The following is a 15,754-nucleotide window of genomic DNA, read 5'->3' as shown; positions in this document are numbered from 1 at the left end:
CCTCCGGTTAATGGGATGCGGCTGTCGCGGCGTCGGGAACGGCCTCGCCCTGCGCCGCGCGGTGCTTGATCAGCTGCTGGCTGATGGCCTCCACGCGGGCGTCGGTGAGCTTGTAGAACGACAGCATGATGAACATGCCCGCGTAGAGCACCACCGGCACCACGCAGAACAGGATTTTGATGGTGGTCAGCACTTCCACCGGCTGCACGCTGCTGCTGGCGGAGTAGTTCACGTACGCCAGGATCCAGCCCACCACCGCCCCGCCAATCGCCAGGCCAATCTTCAGGCTGAACAGGTAGGTGGAGAACACCAGGCCGTCGAGGCGGCGCCCGCTGCGGCTCTCCTCGTAATCCACCACGTCAGAGGCCATCAGCCACTGCAGCGGCGTGGTGGTGTTAAAGACGAACAGGAACAGGATGTTGAGGGCGAAAATCAGGGCGATATGTTCCGCCGGGGTGACGAAAATCAGCAGGCTGATCAGCGAGTAGGCGACGATGATCCACTTGAAGGCGGTGACGCGGTCGAAGCGCCCCAGCAGGCGGGAGGAGCAGAGCGAGCCAAACATGGTGGCGAGGCTGCCGTAGAGTAAGAACTGGGTCGCCATCTCCGGGTGATCCATCACGTATTTGACGAAGTAGAGCGTCGCCCCGCCGCGCACCACGTTGGAACAGGTCGCCATCATCTTGAACGCGCACATGATCCGCCACTGGCCGTTGCCGAGCAGAAGCTTGAGATCTTTCGCCACCGACGAGCCCGGCTGCACCTCAAAGGTGTAGCGCTCTTTGGTGGTGAAGAAGCAGACGTAGAGCAGCACCACGCCGGTCAGCCCCAGCACGCACATGGCGCCGAAATAGCCCACCCGCTCGTCCCCTTTGCCGATGATGCTCACCAGCGGCAGGGCAATGCCGCTGATGGCGAGCGATCCCGCCGCTGCCAGGAAGAAGCGCCAGGACTGCAGGGCGTGACGCTCTTTCGGGTCGGCGGTGATGACGCCGGGCATGGCGCAGTAGGGCACGTTAACGAAGGTGTAGACCAGGGTCAGAAGAATGTAGGTCACGCAGGCGTAGATGATTTTGCCCTGCGCGGAGAAGTCCGGCGTGTAGAAGGTCAGCACGCAGACGATGCCGAACGGGATGGCGCCCCACAGCAGGAACGGGCGGAACTGGCCGTGACGCGTGCGGGTGCGGTCTACCAGCAGCCCCATCAGCGGGTCGGTCACGGCGTCGAGCACGCGGGAGACCAAAAACAGCGTGCCCATAATGCCCGCCGACAGGCCGAAGACGTCGGTGTAGAAATAGGCCAGCAGGAACATCGTGGCCTGCCAGACGAAGCCGCAGGCGGTGTCACCCAGCCCGTAGCCAATTTTGTCTTTCATGGTTAATTGCGTCATCAGAATTACACCCTTATGTAGTGTGCTGAATTACAACATCGTGTTAATGGAGTGTAATGAGCTGTTCAATTAACCAGCAATGGTCATATCTTATTTCTGAATTACGTTATTTTGCTTTTGTGACGCCAACGATATATCTCAACTCGTTGTTTAAATTAGCAAATTACAGGCGCAATAAAACCGTCCGCGGAATATTTCCCGCAGACGGTTTTATCTCATAAAATAATTAAATGCCGAGCGCTTTTTTACCGGCGTTAATTACCTCGATAATTTTATCGGTGTCATAAATACAGCCTTTCCAGGTGCCGCCGCTGACCGACTGTAATGCTGCCCACAGGCGGGTGTCGTCCGGCAAAAAGTCGTGGGCGTGCAGGTCCGGGTGCGTCTGCCGCATTGCCAGCTCGCGCGCGCCCTCCTCCGGCGTCAGCGGGTTATCCGCGGTGCCGATAAAGTTCACGCTACCCGTTAATGTCAGCCGGTCGACGGCTATCTCGATAATATCGTTATCGCGCAGTTTGCCAATCGGCCCGCCCGCCAGCGCCTCCGGCGACACGTGGCCGAAGCAGGCGCCTGTCGACACGCCCGAGAAGCGCGCATCGGTGATTAACGACACCGTCTTGCCCCACGAGATATGCTTCAGCGCGGAGGTGAGCTGGTAGGTCTCTTCCATGCCGGTGCCGGACGGCCCGCCGCCGATCACCACCATGATATCACCCTGCGCAATTTCTTCCCGCTTGATGGCCTTGATCGCCTGCGCTTCCGAGACAAACACCCGCGCCCGGCCGGTGTGGCGGTAAACGCCATCTTCACCGACGACCGACGGGTCGATCGCCGTGGCCTTGATCACCGATCCTTCCGGCGCGATGTTGCCCGTCGGGAAGCAAACCGTCGAGGTCAGCCCTTTCGCTTTCGCCTTCTCCGGCGGGAGGATCACGTCATCCGGATCCACGCCATCCTGCTCGCGCAGGCACTGGCGGAAGCGCGCACGGCGCTCGGACGCCTGCCACCAGTCGAGGTTCTCGCCCGCCGTCTGGCCGGTCACGGTCATGGCGTCCAGATGCAGCAGGCCAAGATCGCGCAGGTGGAGCATCACCTCCGGCACGCCGCCCGCGAGGAAGGCGCGCACGGTCGGGTGATAGTCCGGGCCGTTGGGCAGCACGCTGACCAGGCGCGGCACCCTGCGGTTGACGCGCGTCCAGTGCTCTACGTCCGGAATTGTGCACCCCGCCGCGTGGGCGATGGCCGGAATGTGCAGCAGTAAATTGGTGGAGCCGCCGAATGCCGCGTGGATCACCATGGCGTTTTCGATGGCTTTGTCGGTGAGGATATCGCGCGTGGTGATGCCGCGGTTATCCAGCTCGCTGACCGCGCGCGCCGACTGGCGGGCGATCTCCAGCCACACCGCCTGCCCGGACGGGGCCAGCGCGGAGTGCGGCAGCGCCAGACCCAGCGCTTCCGCGACCACCTGCGAGGTGCCCGCCGTGCCGAGGAACTGACATCCGCCGCCCGGCGAGGCGCAGGCGCGACAGCCCAGCTCGGCGGCCTCCTGCAGGGAGAGTTCGTGGTTGGCAAAGCGCGCGCCAATGGTCTGCACCTTGCCTGCGTCTTCCCCCACGGTTGGCGGCAGCGTCGCCCCGCCCGGCACCAGAATGGTCGGCAGGTCGTGCATCGAGGCCAGGGCAATCATGGTGGCGGGCAGCCCTTTATCACAGGTGGCGACGCCAATCACCGCCCGACGCGTCGGGAGGGAGCGGATCAGGCGGCGAAACACGATCGCCGCGTCGTTACGGTACGGCAGGGAGTCGAACATGCCGTGAGTGCCCTGAGAGCGCCCGTCGCAGGGATCGCTGACGAAGGCCGCAAACGGGATCCCGCCGTTGCGGGTGATCTCCTTCGCCGCCGCCTGCATCTGCATGCCGATCTCCCAGTGCCCGGTGTGGTAGCCCAGCGCGACCGGGCGTCCGTCCCCGGCGCGGATGCCGCCCTGGGTGCCGATAATCAGCACCTCTTTGCCGGTCAGCTTGTTGGCGTCCCAGCCCATCCCGGCGTTCTGCGTCATGCCGAACAGGTTGCCGCTGGGGGATTCCATCAGCATCTGCGGGGTCAGCGGCAGCGCGCCCTGCGGCCCCGCCGCGTGGGTGATCACCGCATAAAACGCATCGTCCTGTGGGGTGAAAATCTTCTCGATGGTCATGGTTATCGTCCGGCTCAGCAGAGCTTGAGCTGTTGCAGCAGGGTTTTCAGCTGCGCCTTGCGCGGCGCGTCCAGTGGTGACGCGGGCGGCAGCACGTGCGTGGAGATCGGGCGGCCGCAGAGCACAATCGCCTCTTTAATCACGTTCACAAACGGCGTATCCAGCTGATACATCTGCGGGATTTGCAGCAGGGTCTGATGATACTCAGCCGCTTTCGCCACGTCTTTGTCTCGCCAGGCTTTCAGAAGATTCACCGACACCTGCGGAGCAAAGTTGACGCTCGCCGAAATCGCCCCGTCGCCGCCGAGCAGCAGGGTATTAAACAGATGATCGTCGTAGCCGCAGAGCACGGTGAAGTGCGGGTGAGCGGCTTTGACGGTATGGATCATGCTGCGCAGGTGAGCAACGGAGTCGATGGTGTCTTTGATGCCGACGATGTTACTGCGCGAATCGGCCAGGGTTTTCACCAGCGCCGGGGTCAGATCCTGCCCGGTCAGCGCCGGGAAGTTATAGAGCATCACCGGCAGCGTGACGCTGTCCGCCACCTGCTCGAAATAGCGGATCAGGTTCGCTTCCGACACTTTCCAGTAGTAGGGGTTGATCACCACGATGCCGTCCGCCCCCGCCTGCTGCGCGTGCTGGCTCAGCGCAATGGTTTCCCGGGCGTTGGTGCCGCCGGTGCCGATCAGGACCGGTACGCGACGATCGACATGATCGATAGCAAATTGGGCAATGCTTTTACGCTCTTCGGCGCTAAGCTGGGAAAACTCGCCGCCGCTGCCCAGGAAGAACAGGCCGTCAACGCCTGCCGCGATCAGATCGTCGATCAGCGCGGCGGTGCCCTGCTTATCGAGCTGGCCATCGGCGGTAAAAATGGTGGAGACAGGGGGAATGATTCCCGTGAACAACGCGGACTGCGGCATGAGATCTCCTTGCTGAATCATTTTGTTCTACATTATAGAACAGCGTTCGGTAAATTAACGATCATACTATGACGCAGGAAAAGCGCAGGTAAATGAGAGATGCAGAGGGAGTGCGGGAAATTTAAGCTGGATCACATATTGTCCCCCCTCACCCCGGCCCTCTCCCCAATGGGGCGAGGGGGAAAAGACGGCTCGGAGCAGTCCCCTCTCCCCTGTGGGGAGAGGGGTAAGGGTTACTCTACAAGCATCTTCACCACCACTTTCCTGACCTTAGCAGGCGCCCCCACCGCGCACAGCGGCTTGTGCACCTCACCCGGCCAGAACACCACAAAATCCCCTTCGCTCAGCACCACGGTTTTCTCCTGCTCGCCTTCCGGCAGGAACGCGATGTCTTTGTCCGCCAGCCAGTCGGTGTCCGGCGTGCCGGGCGGCAGGGTGCTGAATGTCATCCCTTCCTGACCCTTCATCACAATCTGAATATCCAGATAGCGCGCGTGGTACTCGGCGCGACGCTCGGCGAACGGCTGGGTTGTATCTTCAGAGACCAGATAAAACAGGCTGTTGCCGCTGATGTCGTGTTTCCCGAGCGGCGTGGCGTCGGTGACGTGGGCTTTGACGTGCTCAATGGCCTGACGCAGATCGTCAGGCAGCCAGGACTGCAGATGGTGGATGTTGCCGATAATCATCAGAATACCCTCGATATAAAACAACGTTTCATTTTTATCTTTTATACGAGAATCCTAGCTGCCATACCAGCGCTTTTTAGACGGGTTTTGCGCGAACGCATGTTTATCGGGAATGGTGTTAATTTGCTGTTAAGCCCTCGCAGGCATTTATGCAGTCATTATGCATATCTTCAGTTCTTCGTTATCACGGCCTTGTGCTAACTTACTGATCGTCATGCCTTAACAACAAAACTCGCTACAGCTTCACATTTTATCACTTTGATAATTTGCTATTAAATTCAATAAATATTTATTGATTTTCCTTAAGCCAAAAATAGTTAATTAGCAATATTGCATAGCCATTCCCCGCCACCTTTAAACACAATTAAAATCAATGGCTTAACAAAATATTTCAAAGCATGAAATTCTACAAAACACTAACAACTACAAATAATGACAACGGATATTGCTTAGCTATTCACCTCGCCAGAATAGCCAATTAATCATTATCTGATGCGAATCATGCAAATGAAAACAAACCGCTTAATATCCATTTTCGCGTGAGCAACATCACAATACGGATTATTTAACTGCCTAGTATGAATTACGAAATCAATTGAGCTTAGCCGCCATGAAATTAAATGCATCACATGGCGCATGCCCTTTTTATTCTGAAAAACAGTTAAAGGAATAATTATGGAAAAGCATTACGTCGGTTCTGAAATTGGTCAATTACGTAGCGTTATGCTGCACCGCCCAAATTTAAGTCTGAAACGCTTAACGCCATCGAATTGCCAGGAGCTGCTTTTCGATGACGTGCTCTCGGTTGAGCGGGCGGGTGAGGAGCATGACATCTTCGCAAACACGCTGCGCGAGCAGGGTGTGGAAGTCCTGCTGTTGACCGACCTTCTGACACAAACCCTTGATATTGCAGAGGCGAAAGCCTGGCTGCTGGAGACGCAAATCTCTGATTATCGCCTCGGCCCTACCTTTGCCGGCGACGTTCGCGGCTGGCTGGCGGATATGCCGCACCGCGAACTGGCGCGCAGGCTGAGCGGCGGATTAACCTACGGTGAAATTCCGGCGGCCATTAAAAATATGGTGGTGGATACCCACACGGCGAATGATTTTATTATGAAGCCGCTGCCAAACCATTTATTTACCCGCGATACCTCCTGCTGGATCTATAACGGCGTCTCTATTAACCCGATGGCCAAACCGGCGCGTCAGCGTGAAACCAATAACCTGCGGGCAATATATCGCTGGCACCCGGCGTTCGCCGACGGCGATTTTATTAAGTATTTCGGCGATGAGAATATTAATTACGACCACGCCACCTTAGAAGGCGGTGACGTATTAGTGATTGGCCGCGGCGCGGTATTAATCGGCATGTCCGAACGCACGACGCCGCAGGGCGTGGAGTTTCTCGCCAACAGCCTGTTCAAACACCGTCAGGCCGAGCGCGTGATCGCCGTTGAGCTGCCAAAACACCGCTCCTGTATGCACCTCGACACCGTCATGACCCACATCGACGTGGATACCTTCTCCGTCTACCCGGAAGTGGTGCGCAAAGACGCCCAGTGCTGGACGCTCACCCCGGACGGACGCGGCGGCCTGCTGCGCACCCAGGAAACCGACCTGCTGCACGCCATCGAGAAAGCGCTCGGCATTAACCAGGTACGTCTGATCACCACCGGCGGCGACGCCTTTGAGGCCGAACGCGAGCAGTGGAACGACGCCAACAACGTCCTGACCATCCGCCCCGGCGTGGTGATCGGCTACGAGCGCAACGTCTGGACCAACGAGAAGTACGACAAAGCGGGTATCACCGTGCTGCCCATCCCGGGCGACGAACTCGGACGCGGCCGCGGCGGCGCGCGCTGCATGAGCTGCCCGCTGGAACGCGACGGAATTTAAAGGAGCCATCATGGAACGAAAACCCACTCTGGTAGTGGCCCTGGGCGGCAACGCGCTGCTCAAGCGCGGCGAGCCGCTGGAAGCGGAGATCCAGCGCCAGAACATCGAGCATGCCGCCCGCACCATCGCCGGGCTGACGGCGCAGTGGCGCGTGGTGCTGGTACACGGCAACGGGCCGCAGGTCGGACTGCTGGCGCTGCAGAACAGCGCCTACGACAAAGTCACGCCCTACCCGCTGGACGTTCTCGGCGCGGAAAGCCAGGGAATGATCGGCTACATGCTCCAGCAGGCGCTGAAAAACAGCCTGCCGCAGCGCGAGGTGAGCGTTCTGCTCACGCAGGTGGAAGTGGACGCCGCCGACCCGGCCTTCAGCAACCCGACCAAATACATCGGCCCGGTCTACAGCGAAGCCCAGGCAAAAACGCTGGCGGCGGAGAAAGGCTGGGTGTTTAAGGCTGACGGCAGCTACGTCCGCCGCGTGGTGCCGTCACCGCAGCCGAAGCGCATCGTCGAGAGCGACGCCATCACGGCGCTGATCCAGCGCGACCACCTGGTGATCTGCAACGGCGGCGGCGGCGTACCGGTGGTGGAACACGCCAACGGCTATCGCGGCATTGAGGCGGTAATCGACAAAGACCTCTCCGCCGCCCTGCTGGCGAGGCAGATCGAGGCCGATGCCCTGCTGATCCTCACCGATGCCGACGCGGTATACCTCGACTGGGGCAAACCGACCCAGCGTCCGCTGGCGCAGGTGACGCCGGAACTGCTCAGGGGCATGCAGTTCGACGCCGGATCGATGGGGCCGAAAGTGGCCGCCTGCCGCGAATTCGTTGAAGCCTGCAACGGCATTGCCGGGATCGGCGCGCTGGCCGACGGCGCGGAGATCCTCGCGGGCGAGAAAGGCACGTTGATTCGTAACTGAACACTCATTTTAAAAAGGATTTAGCCATGACCATCAACCTGAAAAACCGCAACTTCCTGAAACTGCTCGACTACACCCCGGCGGAGATCCAGTACCTGATTGACCTCGCCATTGAGCTCAAGGCCGCCAAAAAAGCCGGGCGCGAGAAGCAAACCCTGGTCAGGAAAAACATCGCCCTGATCTTTGAAAAAACCTCCACCCGTACCCGCTGCGCCTTCGAAGTGGGCGCGTTCGACCAGGGCGCGCAAGTGACCTACCTCGGCCCAAGCGGATCGCAGATTGGCCATAAAGAGTCGATGAAAGACACCGCCCGCGTGCTGGGCCGCATGTACGACGGCATCGAATACCGCGGCTATGGTCAGGCCATCGTCGAAGAGCTGGGCGAGTACGCAGGCGTGCCGGTGTGGAACGGCCTGACCGACGAGTTCCACCCAACGCAAATCCTCGCCGACCTGATGACCATGCTGGAGCACTCGCCGGGCAAAACCCTGCCGGAGCTGAGCTTTGCCTATCTCGGCGACGCGCGCAACAACATGGGCAACTCCCTGATGGTCGGCGCGGCCAAGATGGGGATGGATATCCGCCTCGTCGCGCCGAAATCCTTCTGGCCGGAAGCGGGGCTGGTTGAGCAGTGCCGCGCCATCGCGAAAGAGACGGGCGCGCGCATCACCCTCACCGACGACGTGGAAGAAGGCGTGCAGGGGACCGATTTCCTCTACACCGACGTGTGGGTCTCCATGGGCGAGCCGAAGGAAGCCTGGGCCGAGCGCGTCAGCCTGATGAAGCCGTATCAGATTAACGCCCAGGTGATGAAGGCCACCGGCAACCCGAACGTCAAGTTCATGCACTGCCTGCCGGCGTTCCACAACGAGCACACCAAAGTGGGCCGCGAGATCGAGATGGCGTACGGGCTGAAGGGGCTGGAGGTAACGGAAGAGGTCTTCGAATCACCGAACTCCATCGTCTTCGACGAAGCAGAGAACCGCATGCACACCATTAAAGCGGTCATGGTGGCGACACTCGGCGACTAATCACCGCCCGGCGCGCCGCGGGTGCGCCGGGTTTCAGGAGAACATCATGGGCAAGTTTAAGTTTCCCTCCGCTTACACCATTCTCTTTTTTCTGATTGCCGTTGTGGCGGCGCTGAGCTGGGTCGTTCCCGCCGGTCAGTACCAGATGGCGATGAACGATACCCTCGGTAAAGAAGTCCCGATTGCCGGAACCTACGCGCACGTGGCGGCACATCCGCAGGGGCTGGTTTCCGTCCTGATGGCGCCCATCGCCGGGCTGTACGATCCGGTTTCCGGCCAGGCCGGGGCGATCGACGTGGCGCTGTTTATCCTGATCATCGGGGGATTTCTCGGGATCGTCACCAAAACCGGGGCGATTGACGCCGGGATCGAGCGCGTCACCACCCGGCTGCGCGGACGCGAGGAGTGGATGATCCCGATCCTGATGGCGCTGTTCGCCGCAGGCGGCACCATTTACGGCATGGCCGAAGAGTCGCTGCCGTTCTACACCCTGCTGGTGCCGGTGATGCTGGCCGCCCGGTTCGATCCGGTTGTCGCCGCCTCCACCGTGCTGCTCGGCGCGGGGATCGGCACGCTGGGTTCCACCATTAACCCGTTTGCCACGGTCATCGCCGCCAACGCCGCCGGGATCCCCTTTACTAACGGCATCGCCCTGCGCGTGGCGCTGCTGGTCATCGGCTGGATCATCTGCGTGGCGTGGGTGATGCGCTACGCCCGCAAGGTGCGCAAGGATCCCTCGCAGTCGATCGTTGCAGACAAGCAGGAAGAGAACCTCGCCCATTTCCTCGGCAACAAGGGTGAACAGTCGCTGGAATTCACCCCTGTGCGCAAAATCATCCTGGTGATTTTTGCCCTCGCCTTCGCGGTGATGATTTACGGCGTGGCGGTGCTGGGCTGGTGGATGGCGGAGATCTCCGCAGTATTTCTCGCCAGCGCGATTCTCGTCGGCCTGATCGCCCGCATGAGCGAAGAGGAGCTGACGTCGACGTTTATCAACGGCGCGCGAGATTTGCTGGGCGTCGCGCTGATTATCGGCATCGCGCGCGGTATCGTAGTCATCATGGATAAGGGCATGATTACCCACACCATTTTGCACAGCGCGGAAGGGCTGGTCAGCGGGTTGTCCACGGTGGCGTTCATCAACGTGATGTACTGGCTGGAGGTCGTGCTGTCGTTTCTTGTGCCTTCTTCATCCGGCCTGGCCGTTCTGACGATGCCGATCATGGCACCGCTTGCCGATTTCGCTAACGTCAACCGCGACCTGGTGGTCACGGCTTACCAGTCGGCCTCCGGCATCGTAAACCTCGTCACGCCGACCTCAGCGGTGGTCATGGGCGGGCTGGCTATCGCCCGGGTGCCCTACGTGCGCTATCTGAAATGGGTGGCGCCGCTGCTGGCGATCCTGACGGTGGTGATTATGGTGGCGTTAAGTCTGGGGGCGTTGTTGTAATTTGCCGGATGGCGCTGCGCTTATCCGGCCTACGGATCGGTGCGGTGTCACCGGTTATTTCGGGAACTGATATGGGAAACATGATGGATTACGAAGAGTACTCTCCCAAAGAACAACTGCAGCTCACGGTGTGCCAGCGTTTGATCGCCGAAAAGAGTTATCTTTCGCAGGAAGAGATTCGCCGCGACCTGCAGGAGAGAGGGTTTGACAGCATCAGCCAGTCGACCGTTTCGCGATTGCTGAAGTTGCTCGGAGTCATAAAAATTCGAAATGCCAAAGGGCTAAAGATTTATTCGTTGAATCCTCAACTGCGCCCTGCCCCTGATGCCGCGCGTACCGTTTCGGAAATGGTGGTGAGCGTCGAGCATAATAGCGAGTTTATCCTTGTCCATACCGTCGCCGGATATGGCCGCGCGGTGGCGCGTATTCTGGATTATCACCAGCTTCCGGAAATATTAGGCGTGGTGGCCGGCAGCAGTATTGTCTGGGTCGCCCCCCGGGTGGTGAAGCGCACCGCGCTGGTGCATAAGCAAATTAATTATTTACTAAGAACGAATTAATATTCATAAAGAACCGTTTGCATTGAGTAAAGCGTGCATTAAATCGCTTGATCCGAAAAGCGAGCTGCGTATAATGCCCGACAATTTGCCGGGAGGAAGCATGGTCAAGCGTGTACGACATAACGTCTTACCGCGTCTGAAATCAGACGCTGGCCTGCCGTTTTTCTTCCCGTTGCTAAACCTATTCCCAGAGCCCCTCATTTGAGGGGCTTTTTTTTGCCCGGCGTCAGGAGATAAACATGAATCCGCTTTATCAAAAACACATCATTTCCATAAACGACCTCAGCCGCGAAGAGCTGGAACTGGTTCTGGAAACCGCGGCAAAACTGAAGGCCAATCCGCAACCGGAGCTGCTGAAGCACAAGGTGATTGCGAGCTGCTTCTTTGAAGCCTCAACCCGCACCCGCCTCTCCTTTGAGACCTCCATGCACCGCCTGGGCGCGAGCGTGGTGGGCTTCTCGGACAGCAGCAACACGTCGCTGGGTAAAAAAGGCGAGACCCTGGCGGATACCATTTCAGTCATCAGCACCTACGTCGACGCGATTGTGATGCGGCACCCGCAGGAGGGCGCGGCGCGTCTGGCAACCGAGTTTTCCGGCGGCATTCCGGTACTGAACGCCGGTGACGGTGCCAACCAGCACCCGACGCAGACCCTGCTGGATCTGTTTACCATTCAGGAGACCCAGGGCAAGCTCGAGAACCTGAATATCGCCATGGTTGGCGACCTGAAATACGGCCGCACCGTACACTCCCTGACCCAGGCGCTGGCGAAATTTAACGGCAACCGCTTCTACTTCATCGCCCCGGACGCGCTGGCAATGCCGCAGTACATCCTCGACATGCTGGATGAGAAAGGCATTGCGTGGAGCCTGCATGCCAGCATCGAAGAGGTGATGAGCCACGTGGATATTCTGTACATGACCCGCGTGCAGAAAGAGCGTCTGGACCCGTCCGAATACGCCAACGTGAAGGCGCAGTTCGTGCTGCGCGCCAGCGACCTGGAAGGCGCGCGCGACAACATGAAGGTCCTGCACCCGCTGCCACGCATCGATGAGATCACCACAGACGTCGATAAAACGCCGCACGCCTGGTACTTCCAGCAGGCCGGAAACGGCATCTTCGCCCGCCAGGCGTTACTGGCACTGGTTCTGAATCGCGAATTAGCTCTGTAAGGGGAGACGACCATGACACACGATAACAAACTCCAGGTTGAAGCCATCAAGCGTGGCACCGTGATTGACCACATCCCTGCGCAGGTGGGCTTTAAGCTGCTGACGCTGTTCAAACTGACCGAAACCGACCAGCGCATCACCATCGGCCTGAACCTGCCGTCGGGCGAGATGGGCCGCAAGGACCTGATTAAAATCGAGAACACCTTCCTGACCGACGAGCAGGTTAACCAGCTGTCGCTGTACGCGCCGGACGCTACCGTCAACCGCATCGACGAGTATGAAGTGGTCGGCAAATCCCGCCCGAGCCTGCCGGATCGCATCGAAAACGTGCTGGTCTGCCCGAACAGCAACTGCATCAGTCATGCTGAGCCGGTTTCCTCCAGCTTTGCAGTGAAAAAACGCGCCGATGACATCGCGCTCAAATGCAAATACTGCGAAAAAGAGTTTTCTCATTATGTGGTGCTGGCCAACTAATTGAGGTTGGTAATGAAATCCCGGCTGTTATAATGGCCGGGAACATTCTTAACGCTGTTATTCTGGAGAAAACATGAGCAAAGTACTCGCGACGGAAAATGCACCAGCCGCTATCGGCCCTTACGTTCAGGGCGTTGATCTGGGCAGCATGATCATCACTTCAGGTCAGATCCCCGTAAACCCAAAAACCGGCGCGGTGCCGGAAGATGTCGCGGCGCAGGCGCGTCAGTCGCTGGAAAACGTGCAGGCTATCGTTGAATCTGCCGGCCTGAAAGTGGGTGATATCGTGAAAACCACCGTGTTCGTGAAAGATCTGAACGATTTCGCGACCGTTAACGCCACTTACGAAGCGTTCTTCACCGAGCATAACGCCACCTTCCCGGCGCGCTCCTGCGTGGAAGTGGCGCGTCTGCCAAAAGACGTGAAAATTGAAATCGAAGCGATTGCCGTTCGTCGTTAATTCGCTTTGTCGATAAAAAAAGGCAGCCCAGGCTGCCTTTTTGTTGCTTGCTACTGATTCCGCGTTGCTCTCAGTAGCGTCTCCAGCGGATAGACCGCCGCAATCACCACTTCGTCCTGCACCTTCGCCGCGTTATCCAGCTCGCTCTGAATCGAGGCGATCTCTTTGTCATCCAGCGTGCCCTGACGCGCCACCAGATCCGTCAGCCGCAGGCCAATGGAGGCCAGCTTATCCACCTCCTGGATCACCGGCTTCATTGCCTTCAGCTGATAGCTGTTTTCGCTTAAGGCCAGCGCGTCGCTGGTGTTGCTCTGCCAGCGGTTAAAGACGTGACGCAGGGCGTCGGCGCTTTCCGTGTCTTCCGCATCGCTCACCAGACGGTCCGCCCATTTGTGCATCTGGCGCACGGTGGCGCTTTCCGCGTTCAGCGCATCCGCAAAGCGGTTGAGCGGCTCGAACTGATGATAGTTTCCGGCCTGGAACTTCAGGTGCTGGCGGGTGTAATACTGAGCCGGTTCTATCGCCTGAGCGAGGATCTGCAACGGCAGGGTGTCGGCATTACCGGCGAGGCGCGTGAACTGCACCTGCTGCTGGGTATGCTGCTGCAGCCCGACCGACACCGTCGACCAGCTGTCCATCGCCTGCAGGCGGGTGTACATGTTGTCGACATCGTTGACGTCCTGCGCGGACCAGAGCCGCTCCGCCACCGCAAACGTACGTGGCCACAGGCGAATATCCAGCACCGGCGCCACCACGTTTTCCGCCCACAGCGCCGCTTCGCCGCCGAGCAGGTTGGCCTGGTTCGCCACGTCCGGCACGACGGGCGGAACGCCTTTCGGCACATCGTCCAGACGCGTGCCGCTAATCGGGTAGCGCGTATTCCCGACAAGGAAATAACCGGAAAGTTTGTCGTTATCGACGGTGACGACCGGGCGCGTTTCCCCCATCCACGTATCGACGGTAAACGTGACCTGGCTGTCATCGCGCCATTCAATGTTCTGCACCGCACGGCGCGATTTCCCGGCAAAATCAATAAACCCGCGCCAGCCGGCATCTCCTTTCACCAGGGTGAAGCTCCCTACCACCGGCTTGCCCTTCAGGCGCGGCATGGAGAAGGCCCAGCTCTGGGCGCTGTCGGTGTCGGCTATCACGTCCACGCCGTTTAAGCCCTGCGGGACGATCTCGTTGCGGTAGTGATAGGCGGTGGACTGGGGCTGGTCGAGATAAAAGCCGGTCGACAGAATGCCCTTGTAGCCATTCTGCGCCACCTGCCCCAGCGCGTCCTGCCCCTGCCAGGACTGGATCAGAATGCTTTTCGGCAGGTCAGGATGGTAGATCTCATCCCAGCCGACCATCTGGCGGTGATGCTTCTCAAGGATCGTTTCCAGCTTGCGGTTGAAGTACGCCTGCAGCGCGTGGCTGTCCGCCAGCCTGTTGTCGCGCATAAACTGCTGGATGGCCGGGTTCGCTTTCCACTGGCTATCGTCCACTTCGTCGCCGCCGATGTGCAGATACGGATCGGGGAAGATCGCCGCCAGTTCGCTTACCATCGCGTCAGCAAAGGCGTAAGTCGCCTCTTTGGTGGGATCGAGAACCGGCTTCAGCACGCCCCAGTGGCGTTCCATGGCGTACGGCCCCGGGGCGCTCATCAGCTCCGGGTAGGCCACGGCAATCGCCGAGGCGTGGCCCGGCATGTCGATCTCCGGCACCACGCGAATGCCGCGCTCGGCGGCGTAACGCACCACCTCACGCATCTGTTCAGGCGTGTAGAACAGCCCGTCGCTGGCAAGCTGCGTCAGCTTAGGGTAGCGCTTCGAGCTGAAGCGCCAGCCCTGGTCGTCGGTTAAGTGCCAGTGCAGCACGTTGAGCTTCGCCGCAGCCATGCCGTCGATCTGGCGTTTGATATCCGGCAGCGGGATAAAGTGACGTGCCGAATCGAGCAGCAGCCCGCGCCACGGGAAACGCGGCGAATCTTCAATGGTAACCCACGGCAGAGAGGTATTTTCCGCCCCGTTCTGCAACAGCTGGAGCAGGGTTTCCATGGCGCGCAAGGCACCGAAACGGGTGTTGGCAGAGATGTTCACGCCGTTGGCATCCACCGTGAGCTTATAGCTTTCATCGCTGTCCGGCAGCGGCTGCGGCTTCACCTTTTTGGCAATCGCGATGCGGATAGTCGGTTTGTCTGGCTTTTCAGCCTGCGGCTGCAGCGTCCAGCCGGTTTGCAGGGCGATGCGCTGGCGCAGGCGGTTGACGGCGTCACCGAGATCGTCCCCGTTGACGCTAATGGATACGTTGTTGCTGAGCACCAGCGCGCCCTGGGTCGTCGGGCGTTCGACCTTCGCAGGCCAGGGCATTAAAGGGAGATCCCCTGCCGGGGCGGCAAAGGCAGAGGCGCCGAGCATCAGCCCGGCGGTTAAGAGACTGTACCGTAACATGAATGTTCCTTATCTGACGGGCCAAATAAAGGCAAAACATTCTGTTAACATGCGCTCAATTTGTCGTCAAGCGAATGCGCCGACGGAGATCACAGGTTGTTGAATTTGGGAGGAAAGCTAGTGCCCGGTGGCGCTGCGCTTACCGGGCCTACGTTTCGGGA

At 59.3% G+C, this 15,754-nt stretch carries 14 protein-coding genes and 1 pseudogene; 9 read left to right on the top strand and 6 right to left on the bottom strand.

Features of this window, described 5'->3' with window-relative positions:
- Nucleotides 1-7 precede the first annotated feature (7 nt).
- The 4 genes from BMW97_RS17105 to BMW97_RS17090 all read right to left on the bottom strand — a co-directional run bounded on the left by BMW97_RS17105 (nt 8) and on the right by BMW97_RS17090 (nt 5,193).
- Complete coding sequence (locus BMW97_RS17105) at nt 8-1,390, bottom strand: MFS transporter (RefSeq protein ID WP_045908067.1); 1,383 nt, start codon at nt 1,388-1,390, stop codon at nt 8-10.
- A gap of 226 nt (nt 1,391-1,616) precedes the next feature.
- Entirely contained in the window at nt 1,617-3,584 is a 1,968-nt protein-coding gene (gene yagF, locus BMW97_RS17100; protein WP_045908066.1) for a xylonate dehydratase YagF, read from the bottom strand.
- Between the two features lie 14 nt (nt 3,585-3,598).
- Nucleotides 3,599-4,507, bottom strand: coding sequence for a 2-keto-3-deoxygluconate aldolase (gene yagE, locus BMW97_RS17095; RefSeq protein WP_045908065.1), 909 nt, complete (start codon nt 4,505-4,507; stop codon nt 3,599-3,601).
- A 233-nt stretch (nt 4,508-4,740) separates the two neighbouring features.
- On the bottom strand, nt 4,741-5,193 hold the full coding sequence (locus BMW97_RS17090) for a YhcH/YjgK/YiaL family protein (RefSeq protein WP_045908117.1): 453 nt from the start codon (nt 5,191-5,193) through the stop codon (nt 4,741-4,743).
- 675 nt (nt 5,194-5,868) lie between these two features.
- Between BMW97_RS17090 and arcA the strand changes: the two genes are divergently transcribed.
- The 5 genes from arcA to BMW97_RS17065 all read left to right on the top strand — a co-directional run bounded on the left by arcA (nt 5,869) and on the right by BMW97_RS17065 (nt 11,052).
- On the top strand, nt 5,869-7,089 hold the full coding sequence (gene arcA / locus BMW97_RS17085; protein ID WP_008501384.1) for an arginine deiminase: 1,221 nt from the start codon (nt 5,869-5,871) through the stop codon (nt 7,087-7,089).
- Between the two features lie 10 nt (nt 7,090-7,099).
- Nucleotides 7,100-8,011 (top strand): carbamate kinase, encoded by a 912-nt coding sequence (gene arcC, locus BMW97_RS17080; protein ID WP_045908064.1) that lies wholly within the window; start codon nt 7,100-7,102, stop codon nt 8,009-8,011.
- A gap of 26 nt (nt 8,012-8,037) precedes the next feature.
- Entirely contained in the window at nt 8,038-9,042 is a 1,005-nt protein-coding gene (gene argF, locus BMW97_RS17075; protein ID WP_090393034.1) for an ornithine carbamoyltransferase, read from the top strand.
- 46 nt (nt 9,043-9,088) lie between these two features.
- The gene (locus BMW97_RS17070) at nt 9,089-10,492 is read left to right on the top strand and encodes a YfcC family protein (protein WP_045908063.1); all 1,404 of its coding nucleotides are present in this window, start codon (nt 9,089-9,091) and stop codon (nt 10,490-10,492) included.
- A gap of 80 nt (nt 10,493-10,572) precedes the next feature.
- Complete coding sequence (locus BMW97_RS17065; RefSeq protein ID WP_039024059.1) at nt 10,573-11,052, top strand: arginine repressor; 480 nt, start codon at nt 10,573-10,575, stop codon at nt 11,050-11,052.
- Here BMW97_RS17065 and BMW97_RS23945 read toward each other — a convergent pair.
- Nucleotides 11,049-11,173 (bottom strand): annotated as a pseudogene (locus tag BMW97_RS23945) (hypothetical protein). The gene BMW97_RS17065 and the pseudogene BMW97_RS23945 overlap by 4 nt on opposite strands.
- Between BMW97_RS23945 and BMW97_RS17060 the strand changes: the two are divergent.
- From BMW97_RS17060 to ridA, 4 genes are all read left to right on the top strand, one after another.
- On the top strand, nt 11,153-11,257 hold the full coding sequence (locus BMW97_RS17060) for a pyrBI operon leader peptide (RefSeq protein ID WP_022646880.1): 105 nt from the start codon (nt 11,153-11,155) through the stop codon (nt 11,255-11,257). The pseudogene BMW97_RS23945 and the gene BMW97_RS17060 sit on opposite strands and share 21 nt — an antisense overlap.
- Nucleotides 11,258-11,291: 34 nt before the next feature.
- Nucleotides 11,292-12,224, top strand: coding sequence for an aspartate carbamoyltransferase (pyrB, locus tag BMW97_RS17055; protein WP_032651472.1), 933 nt, complete (start codon nt 11,292-11,294; stop codon nt 12,222-12,224).
- A gap of 12 nt (nt 12,225-12,236) precedes the next feature.
- Nucleotides 12,237-12,698 (top strand): aspartate carbamoyltransferase regulatory subunit, encoded by a 462-nt coding sequence (pyrI, locus tag BMW97_RS17050; protein ID WP_045908062.1) that lies wholly within the window; start codon nt 12,237-12,239, stop codon nt 12,696-12,698.
- A 73-nt stretch (nt 12,699-12,771) separates the two neighbouring features.
- Nucleotides 12,772-13,158 (top strand): 2-iminobutanoate/2-iminopropanoate deaminase, encoded by a 387-nt coding sequence (gene ridA / locus BMW97_RS17045; RefSeq protein WP_008501391.1) that lies wholly within the window; start codon nt 12,772-12,774, stop codon nt 13,156-13,158.
- A gap of 50 nt (nt 13,159-13,208) precedes the next feature.
- Here the strand turns inward: ridA and BMW97_RS17040 are convergent, their stop codons facing one another.
- Nucleotides 13,209-15,593, bottom strand: coding sequence for a beta-N-acetylhexosaminidase (locus BMW97_RS17040; RefSeq protein ID WP_090393032.1), 2,385 nt, complete (start codon nt 15,591-15,593; stop codon nt 13,209-13,211).
- Nucleotides 15,594-15,754 lie beyond the last annotated feature (161 nt).

It is taken from the genome of Enterobacter sp. NFIX58, assembly GCF_900110475.1.
GTDB classification, from domain to species: domain Bacteria; phylum Pseudomonadota; class Gammaproteobacteria; order Enterobacterales; family Enterobacteriaceae; genus Enterobacter; species Enterobacter quasiroggenkampii.
The sequence above is the reverse complement of the archived record's forward strand: the minus strand, read 5'-3'. Positions and strand labels throughout refer to the sequence as shown.